18 protein-coding genes and 1 pseudogene are annotated in these 18,666 nt (G+C 36.8%); 15 read left to right on the top strand and 4 right to left on the bottom strand.

Annotation, left to right across the window (positions count from 1 at the left end):
- The first annotated feature begins 4 nt into the window (after positions 1-4).
- The 7 genes and pseudogenes from IGL56_RS01715 (at position 5) to IGL56_RS01745 (ending at position 6,859) form a co-directional block, all read left to right on the top strand.
- Positions 5-1,012, top strand: a complete 1,008-nt coding sequence (locus IGL56_RS01715; protein ID WP_002389690.1) for a sugar kinase — start codon at positions 5-7, stop codon at positions 1,010-1,012.
- Positions 1,013-1,024: 12 nt separating this feature from the next.
- Complete coding sequence (gene kduI / locus IGL56_RS01720; protein WP_002355301.1) at positions 1,025-1,864, top strand: 5-dehydro-4-deoxy-D-glucuronate isomerase; 840 nt, start codon at positions 1,025-1,027, stop codon at positions 1,862-1,864.
- A gap of 21 nt (positions 1,865-1,885) precedes the next feature.
- Positions 1,886-2,674 carry a gluconate 5-dehydrogenase gene (locus tag IGL56_RS01725; RefSeq protein WP_002355302.1) on the top strand — a complete coding sequence of 263 codons (789 nt, stop codon included), beginning with the start codon at positions 1,886-1,888 and terminating at the stop codon, positions 2,672-2,674.
- Positions 2,675-2,903: 229 nt separating this feature from the next.
- A complete protein-coding gene (locus IGL56_RS01730) occupies positions 2,904-4,010 on the top strand; it encodes a glycoside hydrolase family 88/105 protein (RefSeq protein ID WP_002385348.1) in 1,107 nt (368 codons plus the stop codon).
- Positions 4,011-4,030: 20 nt separating this feature from the next.
- Positions 4,031-5,037 (top strand): annotated as a pseudogene (locus tag IGL56_RS01735) (TRAP transporter substrate-binding protein).
- Between the two features lie 14 nt (positions 5,038-5,051).
- Positions 5,052-5,528, top strand: a complete 477-nt coding sequence (locus IGL56_RS01740; RefSeq protein WP_002355305.1) for a TRAP transporter small permease — start codon at positions 5,052-5,054, stop codon at positions 5,526-5,528.
- Positions 5,529-5,563: 35 nt separating this feature from the next.
- On the top strand, positions 5,564-6,859 hold the full coding sequence (locus tag IGL56_RS01745) for a TRAP transporter large permease (RefSeq protein WP_002355306.1): 1,296 nt from the start codon (positions 5,564-5,566) through the stop codon (positions 6,857-6,859).
- A 147-nt stretch (positions 6,860-7,006) separates the two neighbouring features.
- On the opposite strand, the gene IGL56_RS01750 is transcribed toward IGL56_RS01745, so the two are convergent.
- Positions 7,007-7,879 carry a helix-turn-helix domain-containing protein gene (locus tag IGL56_RS01750; RefSeq protein ID WP_002355307.1) on the bottom strand — a complete coding sequence of 291 codons (873 nt, stop codon included), beginning with the start codon at positions 7,877-7,879 and terminating at the stop codon, positions 7,007-7,009.
- Positions 7,880-7,998: 119 nt separating this feature from the next.
- Between IGL56_RS01750 and rhaB the strand changes: the two genes are divergently transcribed.
- The 6 genes from rhaB (at position 7,999) to IGL56_RS01780 (ending at position 13,945) form a co-directional block, all read left to right on the top strand.
- Complete coding sequence (gene rhaB / locus IGL56_RS01755) at positions 7,999-9,510, top strand: rhamnulokinase (RefSeq protein ID WP_002381192.1); 1,512 nt, start codon at positions 7,999-8,001, stop codon at positions 9,508-9,510.
- The gene (gene rhaA / locus IGL56_RS01760) at positions 9,507-10,793 is read left to right on the top strand and encodes an L-rhamnose isomerase (protein ID WP_002389636.1); all 1,287 of its coding nucleotides are present in this window, start codon (positions 9,507-9,509) and stop codon (positions 10,791-10,793) included. The genes rhaB and rhaA overlap by 4 nt, the downstream gene beginning before the upstream one ends.
- Positions 10,794-10,820: 27 nt before the next feature.
- Positions 10,821-11,669 (top strand): rhamnulose-1-phosphate aldolase, encoded by an 849-nt coding sequence (gene rhaD, locus IGL56_RS01765; RefSeq protein WP_265646383.1) that lies wholly within the window; start codon positions 10,821-10,823, stop codon positions 11,667-11,669.
- Complete coding sequence (gene rhaM, locus IGL56_RS01770; RefSeq protein ID WP_002375840.1) at positions 11,666-11,977, top strand: L-rhamnose mutarotase; 312 nt, start codon at positions 11,666-11,668, stop codon at positions 11,975-11,977. Before rhaD ends, rhaM begins: the two co-directional genes overlap by 4 nt.
- Before the next feature lie 251 nt (positions 11,978-12,228).
- Positions 12,229-13,107: an AraC family transcriptional regulator gene (locus IGL56_RS01775; RefSeq protein ID WP_002358417.1), complete on the top strand. Its 879-nt coding sequence runs from the start codon at positions 12,229-12,231 to the stop codon at positions 13,105-13,107.
- A 1-nt stretch (position 13,108) separates the two neighbouring features.
- Entirely contained in the window at positions 13,109-13,945 is an 837-nt protein-coding gene (locus IGL56_RS01780) for a sugar phosphate isomerase/epimerase family protein (RefSeq protein WP_002355313.1), read from the top strand.
- A gap of 83 nt (positions 13,946-14,028) precedes the next feature.
- Here IGL56_RS01780 and IGL56_RS01785 read toward each other — a convergent pair whose 3' ends face one another.
- Together IGL56_RS01785 and IGL56_RS01790 are read right to left on the bottom strand one after the other, a co-directional pair.
- Entirely contained in the window at positions 14,029-14,229 is a 201-nt protein-coding gene (locus IGL56_RS01785; protein ID WP_002355314.1) for a hypothetical protein, read from the bottom strand.
- A gap of 106 nt (positions 14,230-14,335) precedes the next feature.
- The gene (locus IGL56_RS01790) at positions 14,336-15,817 is read right to left on the bottom strand and encodes a peptide MFS transporter (RefSeq protein WP_002355315.1); all 1,482 of its coding nucleotides are present in this window, start codon (positions 15,815-15,817) and stop codon (positions 14,336-14,338) included.
- An 817-nt stretch (positions 15,818-16,634) separates the two neighbouring features.
- On the opposite strand from IGL56_RS01790, the gene IGL56_RS01795 reads away from it, so the two are divergent.
- Positions 16,635-17,234: a LysM peptidoglycan-binding domain-containing protein gene (locus IGL56_RS01795; protein ID WP_002355317.1), complete on the top strand. Its 600-nt coding sequence runs from the start codon at positions 16,635-16,637 to the stop codon at positions 17,232-17,234.
- A 69-nt stretch (positions 17,235-17,303) separates the two neighbouring features.
- Here the strand turns inward: IGL56_RS01795 and IGL56_RS01800 are convergent, their stop codons facing one another.
- The gene (locus IGL56_RS01800) at positions 17,304-17,684 is read right to left on the bottom strand and encodes a PaaI family thioesterase (protein WP_002361187.1); all 381 of its coding nucleotides are present in this window, start codon (positions 17,682-17,684) and stop codon (positions 17,304-17,306) included.
- Between the two features lie 110 nt (positions 17,685-17,794).
- Here IGL56_RS01800 and menB point away from each other — a divergent pair, with 110 nt between their 5' ends.
- Positions 17,795-18,664 carry a 1,4-dihydroxy-2-naphthoyl-CoA synthase gene (menB, locus tag IGL56_RS01805; protein ID WP_002391106.1) on the top strand — a complete coding sequence of 290 codons (870 nt, stop codon included), beginning with the start codon at positions 17,795-17,797 and terminating at the stop codon, positions 18,662-18,664.
- The last annotated feature ends 2 nt before the right edge of the window (positions 18,665-18,666 follow it).

Consider the following 18,666-nt stretch of genomic DNA (forward strand, 5'->3'; position numbering starts at 1 on the left):
GCACATGGGGAAAGTCGTAACATTGGGAGAAATCATGTTGCGTTTGTCAACGCCTGTCGGAATACGCGTAGCACAAACAGAAAATTTCGCTGTACATTACGGCGGTGGTGAAGCGAATGTAGCGATTTCGTTAGCGAACTATGGCCACCAAGTGACTTTTGCTAGTAAAGTGCCCGATAATTCATTAGGAGAAGCCGCCAAAAAGCATTTAAGTCGTTATGGGGTTTCAACGGAATTTGTACGAACTGGCGGAACACGCCTAGGAACATATTACTTGGAAACTGGTACAGGAGAACGAGCAGCCAGTGTTGTCTATGATCGCGCCTATTCAAGCTTTGCTCAAATCGAAGAAATGGAATGGGACTTACATGAGCTGTTTTCAGGAGTAGAGATCTTTCATATTTCAGGGATTACAGCGGCGTTATCAAAAACGTGGCAAAGTATGACGGTTGCGCTAGTTAAAGCAGCGAAGCAAGCAGGGTGCCAAGTAAGCTTTGACATTAATTATCGAGGGAAACTTTGGTCCCAGAAAGAAGCGAGCGTGGCATTGAAGGCCATTCTTCCATTTGTTGATATTTGTTCAGCTGGGGTATTAGATGCTCGTTATTTATTGGAGATTCCAGAACCAGAGGAAGAACTTGAAGACGCATTAACGTGGTACTACCGAAAAATGCAAGAACGTTATCCCAACATTCAAGTATTTTATTCAACCAAACGTCAAGTTCATTCAGCGACAGATAATGAATTAATCGGAACGCTATGGTACAAAGGTGCGTATTATACGTCCAAATGTCATCGATTACAACCGATTGTTGACCGTGTCGGTGCCGGTGATGCGTTTGCTGGTGGGGTTTTACATGGCATATTAGCTGCCTATGATCCACAAACCTGCATTGATTTTGCGACAGCGGCTAGTGCGTTAAAACATACTGTCCATGGTGATTGTAATCAATTTAGTCAAAAAGAAGTCCTTGCTTTTTTGGCAACGGGCTCAGGAAAAATAAATAGATAGGAGATTTTAGTTATGCAAAATATGGAAACACGTTATACACATAGTCCGGCGGATATCCGTCACTATTCAACAGAACAATTGAGAGATGAATTTTTAGTAGAGAAAGTTTTTATTCCAGGTGCAATCAGCTTAACCTACACACATAATGATCGGATGATTTTTGGTGGTGTGACACCGACCACAGAAGAATTAGAAATTATTTTGGACAAAGAATTAGGGGTTGACTATTTCTTAGAACGCCGTGAACTAGGGGTTATTAATATTGGGGGACCAGGCTTTATTGAAATTGATGGCGCCAAAGAAACAATGAAAAAACAAGATGGCTATTATATTGGGAAAGAAACAAAACATGTTCGTTTTTCTTCAGAAAACCCTGATAATCCAGCGAAATTTTACATTAGTTGTGTGCCAGCACATCATAAATATCCCAACGTAAAAATTAGTATTGATGAAATTACCCCAATGGAAACGGGTGATCCATTAACATTGAACCAACGTAAAATTTACCAATACATTCATCCGAACGTTTGTGAAAGTTGCCAGTTACAAATGGGCTACACCATTTTAGAACCAGGTAGCGCTTGGAATACAATGCCTTGTCATACACATGAACGTCGTATGGAAGCGTATGTTTATTTTGATATGGAAGAAGATACGCGGATTTTCCACATGATGGGTAAACCAGACGAAACGAAACATTTAGTAATGAGTAATGAACAAGCAGCCATTTCACCAAGCTGGTCAATTCATTCTGGGGTTGGTACAAGTAATTATTCCTTTATTTGGGCCATGTGCGGAGAAAATATTACGTACACAGACATGGATATGGTTGCAATGGATCAATTAAAATAAACCAAAGAAAGAGGAGAAAACATGGAATTTAAAATGAATGATTTTCAATTAGATGGAAAAGTAGCGTTAATTACAGGTGCTGTTTATGGGATTGGCTTTGAGATTGCGAAATCCCTAGCTGAAGCAGGAGCAACAATTGTTTTTAATAACTTATCTCCTGAATCAGTTGAACAAGGTTTGGAAAATTATCGGGCTGCAGGGATTGAAGCACGTGGTTATGTGTGTGATGTCACTGATGAAGAGCAAGTTCAAGCGATGGTTGCTCAGATTAAAGAAGAAGTCGGCTCTATTGATATTTTAGTCAATAATGCGGGAATTATTAAACGAATTCCAATGGTGGAGATGTCAGCAGAAGAGTTCCGTCAAGTGATTGATGTTGACTTGAATGCGCCATTTATTATGGCAAAAGCGGTTATTCCAGATATGATTGAAAAGGGTCATGGCAAAATTATCAATATCTGTTCAATGATGAGTGAACTAGGTCGTGAAACAGTTAGTGCGTACGCGGCAGCAAAAGGCGGACTAAAAATGTTAACGAAAAATATTGCTTCTGAATATGGACAATATAATATTCAATGTAATGGGATTGGACCTGGCTACATTGAAACGCCACAGACGGCGCCATTAAGAGAACCAGGGCATCCATTTAACGAATTCATCTTGGGACGAACACCTGCTAATCGTTGGGGCACACCAGCAGACTTAGCTGGCCCAGCAGTTTTCTTAGCATCTAACGCTTCTGACTTTGTTAACGGACATATCTTATATGTCGATGGTGGAATTTTAGCTTATATTGGAAAACAACCATAAATAAGTAACAAAAAGCGGACATACCTAAAAAGGATGTCCGTTTTTTGTTATTTACTCATTGATTGAATTGGTAAAAACCGTATCTAATTTTTAAAAAAAGTCAATTTTTGACAGTAATTCGTCAAGATTAACTATATAATTTGCTAACATTCCTTGCTAAACTAAAATTACAAAAAAATGAAAGCGTTTCATTTGCGCTGGTGGGATGGAAAAGGAGTTTTGATTGCCGATGATTATTAAACAGGAACAATTCATACCAAAAGATACAGTAGAAACAACGATTGACTTATTAATTAGAAATTTAACAACGATTAAAGATAACACAGGTGAATTTCTGTTAGATTTTGATGGTTTAAAAGTTGATGACAAAAGTTGGACGATTTGGAACTGGCCGCAAGGCGTTGGGTTGTATGGTATATATAAGAATTATCGAAATACTAAAAGTGAAAAAGCTTTACAAGTAGTTAACGACTGGTTTGAAGGTCGGATGCAAGAAGGCGCGCCGCCTAAGAATGTGAATACGATGGCTCCGCTTTTAACAATGGCTTATCTATATGAAGACACTAAAGACTCTAAATATATACCTTACTTAGAGCAATGGGCGGAATGGGTGATGGAAGAAATGCCCCGAACGAATGAAGGGGGCTTGCAACATGCGACATATGGACCAGAAAATAAAAATCAATTATGGGATGATACGTTAATGATGACTGTCTTACCTTTGGCAAAAATTGGTAAGTTGTTGAATCGACTCGATTATTTGGAAGAAGCAAAGCATCAATTTTTAATCCATATTAAATATTTACAAGATAAAAAAAGTGGTCTATGGTATCACGGTTGGACTTTTGAGGGAAATCATAACTATGCGGAAGCACTGTGGGCAAGAGGAAACTGCTGGATTACGATTGCTATTCCAGAAATTATTGAAATCTTAGAGTTGCCAAAAGGTGATAGTTTACGGGAATTTTTATTGAGTACCCTCAATGCGCAAGTGGCAGCTTTAGCGAAATACCAAGATGAATCTGGTTTATGGCATACATTAATTAATGATTCAAATTCGTATTTAGAATCTTCTGCTACAGCGGGATTCGCTTATGGGATTTTAAAAGCGGTTCATAAAAAATATATTTCTTCTGAATATGAAGAAGTGGCAAACAAAGCAATTGCTGGCTTACTAAATGAGATTGATGAAACGGGAGAAGTACAACATGTGTCAGTTGGTACAGGAATGGGTGATAATTTAGATTTTTATCGCACAATTGGAATGACAGCGATGCCTTATGGTCAATCATTAACAATCCTATGTTTGACTGAATTGCTTGTTTCTTATTGCTAGAAAAGTAAGGAGAAAAGTTCATGAAAAAAAGAAAGGTTTTATTTACAGCAGTTATGGTATTGGCAGGATTACAGTTGCTAAGTGGTTGCGGCAAAACAGAAGCTTCGGCAAGTGATACGGTAGTCTTGCGCTATGCGTATGCTAGTAATAGCCAACCAGTTATCGATTCTATGAAGAAATTCGGTGAATTGGTAGAGGAAAAAACAGATGGTAAAGTTCAAATTGAATACTTTCCAGATGGTCAATTAGGAGGAGAAACAGAACTAATTGAATTAACACAAACAGGTGCAATTGATTTTGCAAAGGTCAGTGGATCAGCATTAGAAAGTTTTTCTAAAGATTATTCTGTATTTGCCATTCCGTATATTTTTGATAATGAAAAACATTTTTTTAAAGTAATGGATAATCAAGCGCTAATGCAACCAGTGTATGATTCTACAAAAAAATTAGGATTTGTTGGTTTAACTTATTATGACTCTGGTCAACGAAGTTTTTATATGAGCAAAGGGCCTGTTACATCTCCAGATGATTTGAAAGGTAAAAAAATTCGGGTCATGCAAAGTGAAACCGCCATCAAAATGGTAGAACTTTTAGGGGGTTCGCCAGTACCTATGGGTAGTTCGGAAGTATATACTTCTCTACAATCTAATCTAATCAACGGTGCAGAGAATAATGAGTTCGTTTTATATACAGCTGGTCATGGTGGTGTGGCTAAGTATTATTCTTATGATGAGCATACTCGAGTGCCAGATATTGTGATTATGAACGAGGGAACAAAAGAACGTTTGACAGCGAAACAAGAACAAGCGATTGAAGAAGCAGCAAAAGAATCGACCGCTTTTGAAAAAACGGTCTTTAAAGAAGCGGTTGAAGAAGAAAAGAAAAAAGCACAAGCAAATATGGCGTTGTGTTCAATCAAGTAGACAGTGAACCATTCCAAAAACTTGTTCAACCGTTGCATGAATCATTCAAAAATAGCTCAGAACATGGCGAACTGTATCAGGCTATTCGCCAGTTGGCGGACTAATTAAGGAGGTAATTATGAAAGGTTTTAGAAAATTTTTAAATCGACTTTTAGAAATACTTGGATCAATCATTCTTGCTGCAATGGTTTTGGTCGTTTTGTACCAAGTGTTTGCCCGGACAGTGTTAAAAAATCCTAGTACCTTAACAGAAGAATTTGTTCGCTTTGCATTGGTCTGGCTGGCGATGTTAGCTTCTGCTTATGTGGTTGGAAAAAAGGGACATTTAGCAGTAACTTTGTTAAGTGAAAAATTACAAGGGAAACAAAAACGCTTTTTAGAATTTATTGTTCAATTGTTGTTCCTACTTTTTGCAGGAGTGATTATGATATTTGGCGGTTGGAATGGTGTAGTAATTACGTTAGGACAAATTTCACCATCTTTGGCAATTCCTATGGGTTATGTCTATTTAGCCGTTCCAGTAGCAGGTGTTTTGATGTTTATTTATAGTTTGATGAATTTGCTAGAGTTATTCACGCAATCAAAAGATTCTTAATGCGTTTATAGAAGAAAAAGAATAGGAGTAAAAATATGGCTTTAGAAGCAGGCATTATCTTATTTGTAGTTTTTGCAGTCTTATTGGTAGTTGGTATGCCAATTGGTATGAGCATTGCGGCATCTTCAATTGCAACATTGTTATTAGTAATTCCTTTTGAAGCAGCTGCATTTACCTCAGCTCAAAAAATGGTCTCTAGTTTAAATAGTTTCTCTCTCGTAGCAATTCCGTTTTTTATTTTTTCTGGTGTGATTATGAATAATGGGGGAATTGCCCAAAAGTTGGTAAATTTTTCTATGTTATTTGTTGGTCGTGTTCCCGGCGCGCTAGCACATACTAATGTGTTAGGGAACGCATTATTTGGTTCGATTTCTAGCTCTGCAATTGCAGCATCTACTGCTATTGGTGGCGTACTAATTCCGCAACAAGTAAATGAGGGCTATGATCGGAAATTTGCAACGGCTGTAAATATTGCCTCTGCTCCTACAGGAATGGTTATTCCACCAAGTACAGCGTTTATTATGTATTCATTGGTGGCTGGTGGGGCCTCTATTTCTTCTTTATTTTTAGGAGGTTATTTGGTAGGTTCTTTGTGGGCGTTAGGAATTATGGTGGTAGCTTATGTTATTGCAAAACGTCATAATTATCCTACTGTGGCAAAAGCAAAAAAAGGAGAAGTCAGCAAGGTTCTGCGAGAAGCGGTTCCCAGTGTATTGTTAATTGTCATTATTATTGGCGGTATTTTGACTGGGTTATTTACAGCGATTGAAGCATCAGCAATTGCTGTCGCATACTCATTATTGATTTCAATGTTTTACTACAAAACAGTGAAAATAAACGATTTACCTAAAATGTTAAAAGAGGCTGTCTTGATGAGTGGAACCATTATGTTCTTGTTGGCAACTTCTTCAATGATGTCTTTTGCGATGGCTTTTACAGGGATACCAGAAGCAATCAGTACAGCTATTTTAGGAATCACAGACAATAAATACTTAATTCTACTATTAGTAAACGTTGTCCTATTGTTTGTGGGAATGTTTATGGATGTTGGTCCAGCTATTTTGATTTTTACGCCAATCTTTTTACCAATTGTTATGAATGTTGGGGTGGATCCAGTTCATTTTGGTTTATTTGCGATTATGAACTTGTGTGTTGGTTCAATTACACCACCTGTTGGAACAGGATTATATGTTGGTGCTAGTGTTGGGGGTGTTAAAGCTGAGCAAATGCTGAAACCACTAGTTCCATTTTATCTGGTAATCTTAGCAATTTTACTTTTAATCACATATGTACCTGAACTTGTCATGTGGTTACCAAATCTAATTTCTTAATTCAATACAAATTGTCTAACAACCCCAATTGAGCGAAATATAAGTTGTTCAATCAACTAGATTTGGTAATTTACTATAAAATATTGAGTTTAGGAGGCATAGAAATAAAAAATCTCTCTATGACGTTATGTGTCATAGAGAGATTTTTTAGAAGCCACTTTTACGGTATTGACTAGGAGTTAATCCAGTTCGCTTTTTAAATAATCGACTAAAGTAGGCATAGTTTTCTAAACCAACATCTACAGCAATTTCTTTCACTGTTTGATTAGAATAGCGTAGTAAATCTTTTGAATAAGAAATTTTTTTACTAATTTGATATTTAATTGGCGGTAATCCAATGTATTTGGAGAACTCTTTGTTCAATTGATATTTATTTAAATGAAAGAGTTGAGCCAAGTCTTCTAAAGAAATTGTTTCTTTGAAATGTTGATCAATGTAAGCTTTCATTTCCAAAACCAATGATGGAATCGTTTCGTAGGTAAAGTCTTGACGATACTTTTGCAACAATAATTCGTTCAGTAATTGATGAATTAAAACGGAAGACTGGTAATCAGTTTGCGCATGTTGTAAATCTTGTAATTGTAATAGCTGCTGAATGATTAAATGAATAGGATTATCTTCTGGAAGCTGATTAGTGGAGAAAACTGGTGAACCATTTTTCATAAATTCTTGGAAAAAAGCACCAGAATTTCCTCCTTCAAAATGAATCCAGTCCATTTCCCAAGGATCTTCGCTGGTTGCTTGATAGTATTGATAATCCCGACAGTCAATAAAGAATAAATCACCTCTCTGTAAGCTGTATGTATGATAACGATAGCGTAATTCCCCAGTACCATTTAGCGTGAATTTAATTAAGTATGATGGTAAATGTGCCCGCTCCGTATAATAAGGGCGCGAGGCTTTAAACTGTCCAATTTCCTGTATGTAATAAAAAAGTGTGCGACTTTTGCTGCTAGGTGTCAAAATATGTCTCTTAGAATCGTCTGACCAAGAGTAGTCGGCTTTTTCCCAATAATCCATAAGAACCTCCTAATTACCAAGATAGTACAATTATATCTCAAAATTGTGAGAGGTGAAAGCGCTATTTTTTGTTTATGATGAATACATAAAGTTAGTCTAACGTACAAAAAATAAAAATAGTGAAAGGATTGACAACTATCAACAAAGTGAAAAAAGAACAAGTTGAGAAACGAACCTATTTAGCGGTTGATATTGGCGCTTCTAGCGGTCGCATAATGAAAAGTCAACGCTTAGCGAATGGTCAGATAACAATAGAAGAAATTCATCGTTTTAAAAATGGTTTTCATCAAAAAGATGGGTATCAGCGTTGGGATATGGCTAGTTTAGTTCATGAGTTACTGCTTGGTCTGCAAAAAGTTAAACAATTAGGTATCAAGGAATGTTTTATTGGAATTGATACTTGGGGTGTTGACTATTGTCTGCTGGATCAATCTGGACAACTTTTGGACGAACCGATTGCTTATCGAGATGGACGGACAGAAGCAGCTGTAACAAATTTTTCAAAAGGCTATTCATTAGAAAAATTGTACCAACAAACGGGGATTCAAGTTCAACCTTTTAATACCATTTTTCAGTTATTTGTAGAGGAAAAGGAACGTTTGGCTGCAGCCAGTCAATTGTTGTTAATCCCTGATTACTTAGGTTATGTCTTTACTGGAAAAGCAGTCATCGAAGCAACCAACGCTTCCACCACGCAACTGTTGAATGCTGGAACGAAACAATGGGAAAGTGAATTACTGGATTTCCTAGGAATTGATGAAACACTATTTCCAACATTAGTAGAGCCGGGCACGATTTTAGGCGACCTGCAAACAGCGGCTTTTCCAGACTATGATTTACCAAATGCAACGTTGATTACGATAGCTAGTCATGATACAGCTTCAGCAATTTTAGGTACGCCAGGCATTGGCGATGACTGGGCGTACATTAGCAGTGGTACTTGGTCTTTATTAGGCATTGAAACGACTGTTACAACAATTTCTGCTGAAGCTTTCCAAGAAAATTACACGAATGAATGGGGCGCCCAGAACACAATTCGTTTCTTAAAAAATATTATGGGTATGTGGCTAATTCAAGAAGTGGCACGGTACCAAAACTACCAATATAGCTATGCTGAATTGGCCGCCTTAGCTGAAAAAGAACCAGCATTTCAACAATTTATTGATGTAAATGATCCTCGTTTTTTAAATCCGGGAAATATGATTACTGAATTACAAGCCTATTGCCGTGAAACACAACAAACAGTTCCTGAAAGCCCTGGTGAACTCGCTCGTTGTATTTATGATAATTTAGCATTGTGTTACAGCGTAGAACTAGAAAAATTAGCTCAATTAACAGGAATCGAACGGAAAATTACAACTTTACATGTTGTCGGTGGTGGTTCCAATAATCGTTTATTGAACCAGCTAACTGCGGATGTTGCTAATGTTACAGTGAAAGCGGGACCTGGGGAAGCAACTGCTTTAGGTAATCTTTTGATGCAGATGATTGCAACAGGTGAACTTAAAGATATTCCAGCAGCTCGTACTTGTATCCAAACATCTTTTCCCACGGAAATCTATCAAGCAAATCCAATTGATTCAACAATAAAAAATCGCTATCAAGCATTTATGAAAAGGAGCTCATTATGACAACCATTACACAAAAATATGAAGAAGCGAAAGAAAAATATGCCAGTATTGGCGTAGATACCGAAGCTGTATTGGAAAAAATGGCTGATGTCAAAATTTCAATGCATGTGTGGCAAGGAGATGATGTGAGAGGCTTCTTAAGTGAGGATGAACTTTCTGGCGGTATTTCAGTTACAGGGAATTATCCAGGCGTTGCTCGAAGTCCCCAGCAACTACGTCAAGATTTAGAAAAAGCGTTTTCTTTAATTCCAGGAAAACACAAATTGAATTTGCATGCTATTTATTTAGACACAGAGGAAAGGGTAGATTTAAACGAACTGGAACCAAAGCATTTTGAACCATGGGTGACTTGGGCAAAAGAAAATGGCTTAGGATTGGACTTTAATCCAACCTTTTTCTCGCATCCAATGTACCGCGATGGCTTTACTTTAGCTCATCCGAATCCGCAAGTTCGAGACTTTTGGATTGAGCATGGGAAACGTTCACGAAGAATTGCTGAATATTTTGGAAGAGAATTAGGACAAGTAGCTGTCAATAACTTTTGGGTGCCAGATGGCTTTAAAGATAACCCAGTTGATCGTTTAACGCCGAGAAAGCGGCTAATGGCTTCGCTAGATGAAATTTTTTCAGAGGAAATTGATCCAGCTTATACAGTCGATGCAGTGGAAAGCAAGCTCTTTGGGATTGGGTCAGAAGCCTATACAGTTGGGTCTCATGAATTTTATATGGGCTACGGTTTAACGCGGAATAAATTAATTTGTTTAGATGCTGGTCATTTTCATCCAACAGAAGTGATTTCTAATAAGTTATCTTCATTATCCTTATTTGGCGAAGGAATGCTATTACATGTCAGTCGTCCAGTTCGCTGGGATAGTGACCACGTTGTCATTATGGATGATGAATTGCAAGAAATTGCCAAGGAGTTAGTTCGCAATGATTTATTAGGAAAAACACACGTGGGCTTAGATTTCTTTGATGCCACAATCAATCGTGTTGCCGCTTGGGTGATTGGCACCCGCAATACACAAAAAGCGTTAATGAAAGCGATGCTTGAGCCAACAAACGTCTTAAAAGAAACTGAATTGATGGGAGATTTTACCACACGTTTAGCCTTAACGGAAGAGTTAAAAGACTTTCCATTTGCCGATATCTGGAACTACTACTGTCAAGAAAATCACGTACCTATCGGCTTAGATTGGTTAACGGATGTTCAAGAATACGAAAAAGTGATTTTACCAACTCGTCAATTGCCAACAGGTAAAGATAGTTGTCGTTTTTCATAAAATTAACAAACGAGAGGAACTTCTAAAATGAAAAAAATGAACGTGTTACAAGCACCATTTGTGGAAGAAATGGTCAAAATGACCAAAAATTTATATCGTTTAGGTTGGGATGAACGAAATGGCGGAAATATTTCGTATTTATTAAAAGAGGAGGAGATTTTACCTTTTCTAAATCCAACACAAGTGCTCCGAAAGATTCCAATGAAATTTGATGCAACGAAATTAGCAGGAAAATATTTTATCGTGACAGGCTCAGGAAAATATTTTAAAAATGTCTGTGATGCACCAAGTGAAAACTTAGGGATTTTACGAGTTAGTGAAAATGGTCAAGAATTAGAACTATTGTGGGGCTTAGAAGATGAAGCTGTGCCAACGAGTGAATTACCTAGTCATTTTATGAGCCATATTGCTCGTTTAGCTGTTGATCCAGAAAATCGCATTGTCATGCATAATCATGCGAGTCATTTATTAGCAATGAGTTTTACTCACGAATTAGATGAAAAAGTCTTTACTAGAACATTATGGCAAATGTGTACCGAATGTTTAGTAGTATTTCCAGACGGTGTTGGTATTATTCCGTGGTTGGTTCCTGGAACGAATGAAATTGGTGTAGCAACGGCTGAAAAAATGAAAGAATCTCGTTTAGTTTTATGGCCGCAACATGGTATTTATGGTACTGGCCGTGATATGGATGAAGTATTTGGTTTAATTGAAACTGCCGAAAAAGCCGCTGAAGTGTACACTTATGTTTGTGCGCAAGGAGGCGTTCGCCAAACAATTTCAGATGCAGATTTATGGCGCTTAGCAGAAGCGTTTGGTGTGACACCGAAAGTTGGCTATTTGGAAGAGAAAGTATCAAAACGGAGAAAGCTATGATAAAAAAAGCCTTTTGTATGCAAGTATATCCTGATCAACATGCCGAATATCAACGACGTCATGAGAAGTTATGGCCAGAAATGCGTCAAATGCTGAAAGAACATGGGGTAATTAAGTATCAAATTTTTTTAAATACTGAAACCAGTACACTTTTTGGTTATTTAGAAATAGAAGATGAAGCTCGCTGGGAGCAAATAGCACTGACACCAATCAATCAAAAATGGTGGAACTATATGGAAGATATTATGGAAACAAATCCTGATTGCTCGCCGATGACGACTGAATTAAGAAAAGTTTTTGAACTATAATTTAAAATAGAACAGTTTGTTATAGTGAATCGTATGATTGTACACAAAACAACTTACTTGAGTGGAGTTGATTTTAAGAAATTGTTCTGGAACTTACAAAGAAAGCCTTTGTGGTAACGCCTGTTCCAGAAAGTAATAAATTGTACCAACATTAGCTGTAACTGTTTATTCAAAAAATATTTAACTTCTAAAAAAAGAGGTGAATCTTGTTGAAGAGTGTAAAAGAAATCCGGAAATCACAAGTAAATAGTATGATTTCAGATCAATATGAGATTTTTCATGTAAAAGATATGGTTAGTCCAGAAAAAACCATCTATCATTACCACGATTTTTATGAAGTCCATTGTACGTTAAAAGGGGTAGCAACGTTCTTTTTAGATGGACATCAATTTGATGTTGAAGCAGGAACCGTTTTACTCATTCATTATCATGATTTACATCGAATTATTAAGCAGAGTACTGATGATTTTGAACGGATGTATATTTTTTTAACACCCGATTTTTTACAACAACGATCTAGTAAACGGACAAACTTGTCTGCTTGTTTTCAACATTTTGGTCAGCGTCGTAGTAAAGTTATCAAAGTGGATGTAGCAAAATTAGCAAACTACTTGACCCCGTTAGATCATTCTCCTTTGCCAGAAGAATATGGTGCGGATGTTCGTTATGAACAACAACTGTTAGACTTTTTAATTTACTTAAATCAATTAGTTCTGAAAGAAGAGAATGAGAGCCAACCAAAACAAATGATTGAAAATGAACGAATTGAAGCAATGATTACCTACATTTCTCAAAATTTGGATCAACCATTAACCTTAGAACAGATGGAAAAAAATTTTTTTGTGACTAAGTATTATGTAACGCGGGAATTTAAGAAACATACAGGATTTACTTTCCATCAATTTGTGCTGAAAAAGAAACTACTTTACGCTAAACAGTTATTAAAAGAATATCGCAGTGCTAGTGATGTTTACCTGAAATGTGGATTTAAATCATATCCACACTTTTTGAAATCTTTTAAAAAAGAGTTTAATATGACACCGAAAGAATTTTTGGTGCAACATAAGAATAATCAGATTATTCATTTTGATCATTACGAAGAATCTATCAAGAAAGTGAGGCTTGAATAAAATGTTGACACTTGCAGTACGTGCCCATGATGTTGGCACCAAAATATCTCCTGTGGAATTGGCTAAAAAAATTGCTGAAACGAACATAACTTCAATTCAATTTGCCTTAGGTATTTCTTATCCAGAATATGCAAGTGCTGCTGTTCTATCTCCAGGACTAGGAAGCCAATTGAAGAATATTTTCGAAGATGAAAAGATTACGATTAGTGTCCTAAGTTGTTATATTAATCTGATTCATCCAGATTTAGAAGAGCGAGAAAAACGACTGCATCAATTTGAAACATACATTCGTTACGCTTCAATGTTTGGAGCAAAAATCGTTGCAACTGAAACAGGCAGTATATATGAAACGATTTATTACACTGAAGATAATTATACAGAAGAAGCCTACGAAGAAGTTTTATTTTCTGTTAGAAGATTATGTCGAGAAGCTGAAAAGTATGGGATAATTGTTGGGATTGAACCAGGAATCAATCATCCAATTCATACAATTGAAAAAATGCAACGATTGATTGACGAGGTTGCTTCAACTAATTTAGGCATTATTTTGGATCCTACCAACTTAATTCGAGTGGATATAGATAAAACGTATTTGGAAATAGTAGAAGAAGCGTTTGAGTGTTTTGGTGAAAAAATCGTTGCTTTTCATTTGAAAGATTTCATTATAAGAAATCAGCAGATATTTCCGGTAGCCATTGGCGAAGGGCAGGTACCTCTTAAAGAAACCATTCAATTTTTGAATAAACATAAGCCCGGACTGTTCACTATTTTTGAGGAAACACCATTTGAAAAAATAGCAAGTGCCTATCAAAAAGTTTCGCAATATCATTCCATTTAGATAAAAATGTGCAACAAAAAACATCTCGATTTTTTGAGATGTTTTTCGTTGCTTAATAAGACAAAATATAAAATATACTTGCCTTAAAAACTCACATAAAAGAAAGAAGCAATCGCCACAGCAAATGAAATAATAGCAAACACTAAACTACTCCATAGTCCTAACAGAATAAATGGTGAGGTTCTTTTGCCGCCCTCTTTCTTTAAGTAGGAAAATGTCCGTCCAGTAACAATGAATTGCCAGATACTAATCAATAAAAAAATACCGCCAATTAAGTAACGCATGTCCTCGTCCTCCTTCTATTTAGTATACCACTTTATGAAAACGTTATCAAAACGCTGTATAAAAAAGTTGCCTTTCAAAAAAGAGAAAGGCAACTTTTTTGACGGTTTAACGGACGTCACCCATTAAGTTTTGGATTGGTTTTTTCACAATGAATAAGAGAATCCCAGCAACGACAGCTACAAGTCCGACAATCCCAAAATATGCTGACTCTGTTCCAGGTGTATAGAAACGAGCAATTTGAGCGTTAATGGCTTGTGAAGCGGCATCTGCTAATAACCAAATAGCAACGGTTTGAGCTTCGAAAGCTTTCGGTGCTAATTTTGTAGTAATCGATAAGCCAACGGGAGATAAACACATTTCTCCGACAATCATAATGAAGAAACTAAAGAATAACCAAAGTGGACTAACCCGTCCTTCGGTACCATAAAGTAGACCTGGCAACATTAATAAGACGAAGGAAAGACCAGCAAAGACTAGCCCTAGTGAAAACTTCACAACGGTTGATGGTTGACGTTTACCTAGTTTTGTCCATAATGTAACAAAAATAGGGGTCAAAATAACTACGAATACAGGATTTAATGATTGGAACCAGCTAGCGGCAATCGGGAAGCCAAACAAACTCGTTTGCGTCCGTTCATTTGCAAATAGAGCAAGAATAGACGAACCTTGTTCTTCCAATGACCAGAAAACAATTGCTGCTAAGAATAATGGCAAGTAAGCCAGAACTTTTGGTTTTTCTTCAGCAGTGACATCTTTAGACGTTAACATTTTGCTGAAATAATAAACAGGTAACAGGATTCCTAACACGCTGATGGTATTAATAAAGAAATCAATTGTTAAATGTCCTGTGACATAGGCGCCACCAAAAATAAGTAAAGCAACGACAATTGCCAACATAAATGCTTTAGCAAATTTCTTTTGCTCTTCTTTAGACATTGGATTAGTTGGGGCTTGACCAATCCCAGCAAGAGATTTACGTCCTTGGAAATAATATTGTAGTAGCCCGAAGAACATCCCTACTGCGGCAACGGAAAAGCCTAAATGATAATTATATTCTTGTCCTAAAGTTCCGACAACAAGGGGAGCGATTAAGGCTCCGATATTAATCCCCATGTAAAAAATGGAGAAGCCTGCATCTCTACGTAAGTCAGTTTTTGAATAAAGATGGCCAACCATCCCTGAAACGTTTGGTTTTAACATCCCAGTCCCAAATACAATTAACATAATAGAAACGAATAAGGCGGGGACACCAAATGGGGTAGCTAGAACAATATGTCCAGCAATGATTAACAAACCACCAATAAAAACAGTTTTCCTTGAACCTAAGACACGGTCAGAGACCCAACCGCCAATGATACTGGACATGAAAACCATTGATCCATAAATGGACATGATGGCTAAGGCAGTTGCTTTGGGGAGACCTAAACCGCCATTGGCTACGGTATCGTAAATGTAATACATTAGAATAGCACGCATGCCGTAGTAACTGAAACGTTCCCACATTTCTGTGAAGAACAGTGTTGCTAGTCCTTTCGGTTGTCCCAGAAAGGATTTGTCTAATTTCTCAAGTTGTTCTTTGTCACTCATAGATAAAACTCCAATTCTTATAATATTCAGAATATTTGATAATAAAATGACTTAAATGTAGATTCATATATTTTATTACTCATAGATTGGAAAATAGAAAGAGAAAAAACTGATTACGTTTTTAAATAACAAGCGTTCGAGTGATTATTTGTTTTTTATTCGTGAATTACAATAAAAATGAATATTTATTCTGCTTTATTTTCAATAATTTGTTTTCACATTCGCTTTAGCTGTTCCTTTTTTGAATAAGATTAAAATGAATAAATAACAAGCAAAATATAAGATTTTTTTGTTTAACTCTTTTTGTTTCAATAGGAAGTGCTTAGTGTTTTTTCAGAATCGAAAAATGAATACGACAAAAAATTTATCTATATAATAGAAGGAAAAATATAAATAGTGAATGATAAAAAAATTCAAAGAAAACACCTGTTCTTTTTAGGCCTGAGTTTTTGAAAAAAACATTCTCATGTCTAGTATCTTTAACATTTTGTTACTTTTTGACTGAAACGAATGTAAAAAAACCGACATTTAATGGCTAATCAAGGGTTAGAAAACGGTTTCTCAAAAATAAAATCCTGTTTTTTTAACTTTTTTTTGCAAAATATAAACAGGATAATATCAAGCTTCCAGCAGCTTTTTATTACAAAATGTAACAAAACCGACATTCTAGTAATAAATTGTCACGAGATATTCACCTACGGCCGGCCATTCGATGATAAAGTATGTGAAGTCGTTTCGATAAAGCGAAGCAGACGTGGTTGTTGCCGAGTGCTAAGAGCAACAATCAAATATTTTTAATTACAAAGGAGAAACATACATGAAATCAATCAAAACGATTTTACTTGGAACAACTTTGGCCGCAGGTTTAGGATTATTCTTAGGAACAGACGCAAACGCAGAAAGCTTATATACAGTTAAAGCAGGAGATACTTTATCAACAATTTCTCATCAATTTGCAGGAGACAATAGCTTAATTCAAAAAATTGCTTCTGATAACAAATTGCCAAACCTTGATTTAATTTTTGAAGGAGAACAATTAGTTATTCGTTCAGAAAAAGAAGTTGCTAATACTCCAGCACCAGCTGTAGAAGTTGCACCAGTTCAACAAGTAGTTGAACAACCTGTTGCACAACCAGTACAACAAGAAGTACAACAACCTGTTGCTCAAGAAGTAGCGCAACCAGCAGCACCTGCCGCAAGCAGTGATGCAAAAGAATGGATCGCACAACGTGAATCTAGTGGTTCTTACGATGCAACAAACGGTCAGTATATCGGTCGTTACCAATTATCTGCCTCTTATTTAAATGGTGACTATTCACCTGCCAACCAAGAACGCGTGGCAGATCAGTACGTAGCAGGTCGCTATGGTTCATGGGATGCAGCTAAATCATTCTGGTTAGCAAATGGTTGGTACTAAAATTAAATAAACGAAGTAATCTAATTACTTATTAAAAACCATAAACAAAAAAACAGTAACCTGTAAAGATTACTGTTTTTTTTGTCGATTTGTTAAGGTACAACGCCCCACGCTCGTCAATTGGTGGTCTGCGTTATATATTTTTGCTTCCCAAACTTGAAGGGTCTTTCCCGAGTGATCGGGCGTCGCAATCACGGTAAGGCTACCATCATGGACACTACGAAGATGATTTACTTGTAAGTCTATGCCGACAGCAAAAGTGTTTTCAGGAACGTTTTCGTTCGCACCTAAACTACAGGCAGTTTCAATTAAGACGCCGTTTAAGCCCCCGTGGACAAGGCCATAGGGTTGTTTATGCACGTCTTTTACCGCTAAAGTAAGCTGACATTTCTCAGCAGAAACATGTTGAATCGTGATGCCTAAATACTCTAAAAGATGAATAGTAATCAGTCCTTTCTAATAAAAGAGAGAATAAAAGGTTTTTTATTTATTATACAGGAATGAAGAAAATTTGAAATAGCCATGTTTTTTCTTAAAATTCAAGCGACTTTTTCTCTAAAGTGCCGATTCTTGTGTATAATAGAAAAGATGAGATTAATGAAGGAGGTTTCCTAATGAGAAACTGGACAACAATTAAAGAATATGATGAAATTTTATTTGAGCAAGCAGGCAAAGTAGCAAAAATTACTATCAACCGCCCGCATGTTCACAACGCATTCACACCAAAAACAGTCATGGAAATGATTGATGCATTCAACATTAGTCGTGATAAAGAAGATGTCGGGGTTATTATTTTAACAGGCGCAGGTGACCAAGCATTCTGTTCTGGTGGCGATCAAAAAGTTCGAGGTAATGGTGGTTACGTTGGCGAAGACAACATTCCACGTTTAAATGTGTTAGATTTACAACGGTTAATCCGTGTCATTCCCAAACCAGTCATCGCAATGGTGAAAGGCTGGTCCATTGGTGGCGGCAATGTTTTACAATTAGTTTGTGATTTAACAATTGCGGCTGAAAATGCTAAGTTTGGGCAAACAGGACCAAATGTCGGTAGCTTTGATGGTGGATACGGCTCAGGTTACTTGGCGCGCGTTATCGGCCATAAAAAAGCGAAAGAAGTTTGGTTTATGTGTAAACAGTATTCTGCTCAAGAAGCTTTAGATATGGGCTGGATTAATACAGTTGTTCCATTGGATCAAGTAGAAGATGTGACAATGGAGTGGGCAGAAGAAATGTTAACCAAAAGCCCGATTGCTTTACGGATGATTAAAGCCTCTTTAAATGCCGATACAGATGGCTTGGCTGGTGTGCAACAATTAGCTGGTGATGCGACACTTCTTTACTATACAATGGCTGAAGCACAAGAAGGCCGAGATGCATTTAAAGAAAAACGGACACCAGATTTCGATCAATTCCCTAAATTCCCATAAAC

Source organism: Enterococcus sp. DIV1316a (assembly GCF_050536915.1).
In the GTDB taxonomy this organism is placed as follows: Bacteria; Bacillota; Bacilli; order Lactobacillales; family Enterococcaceae; genus Enterococcus; species Enterococcus faecalis.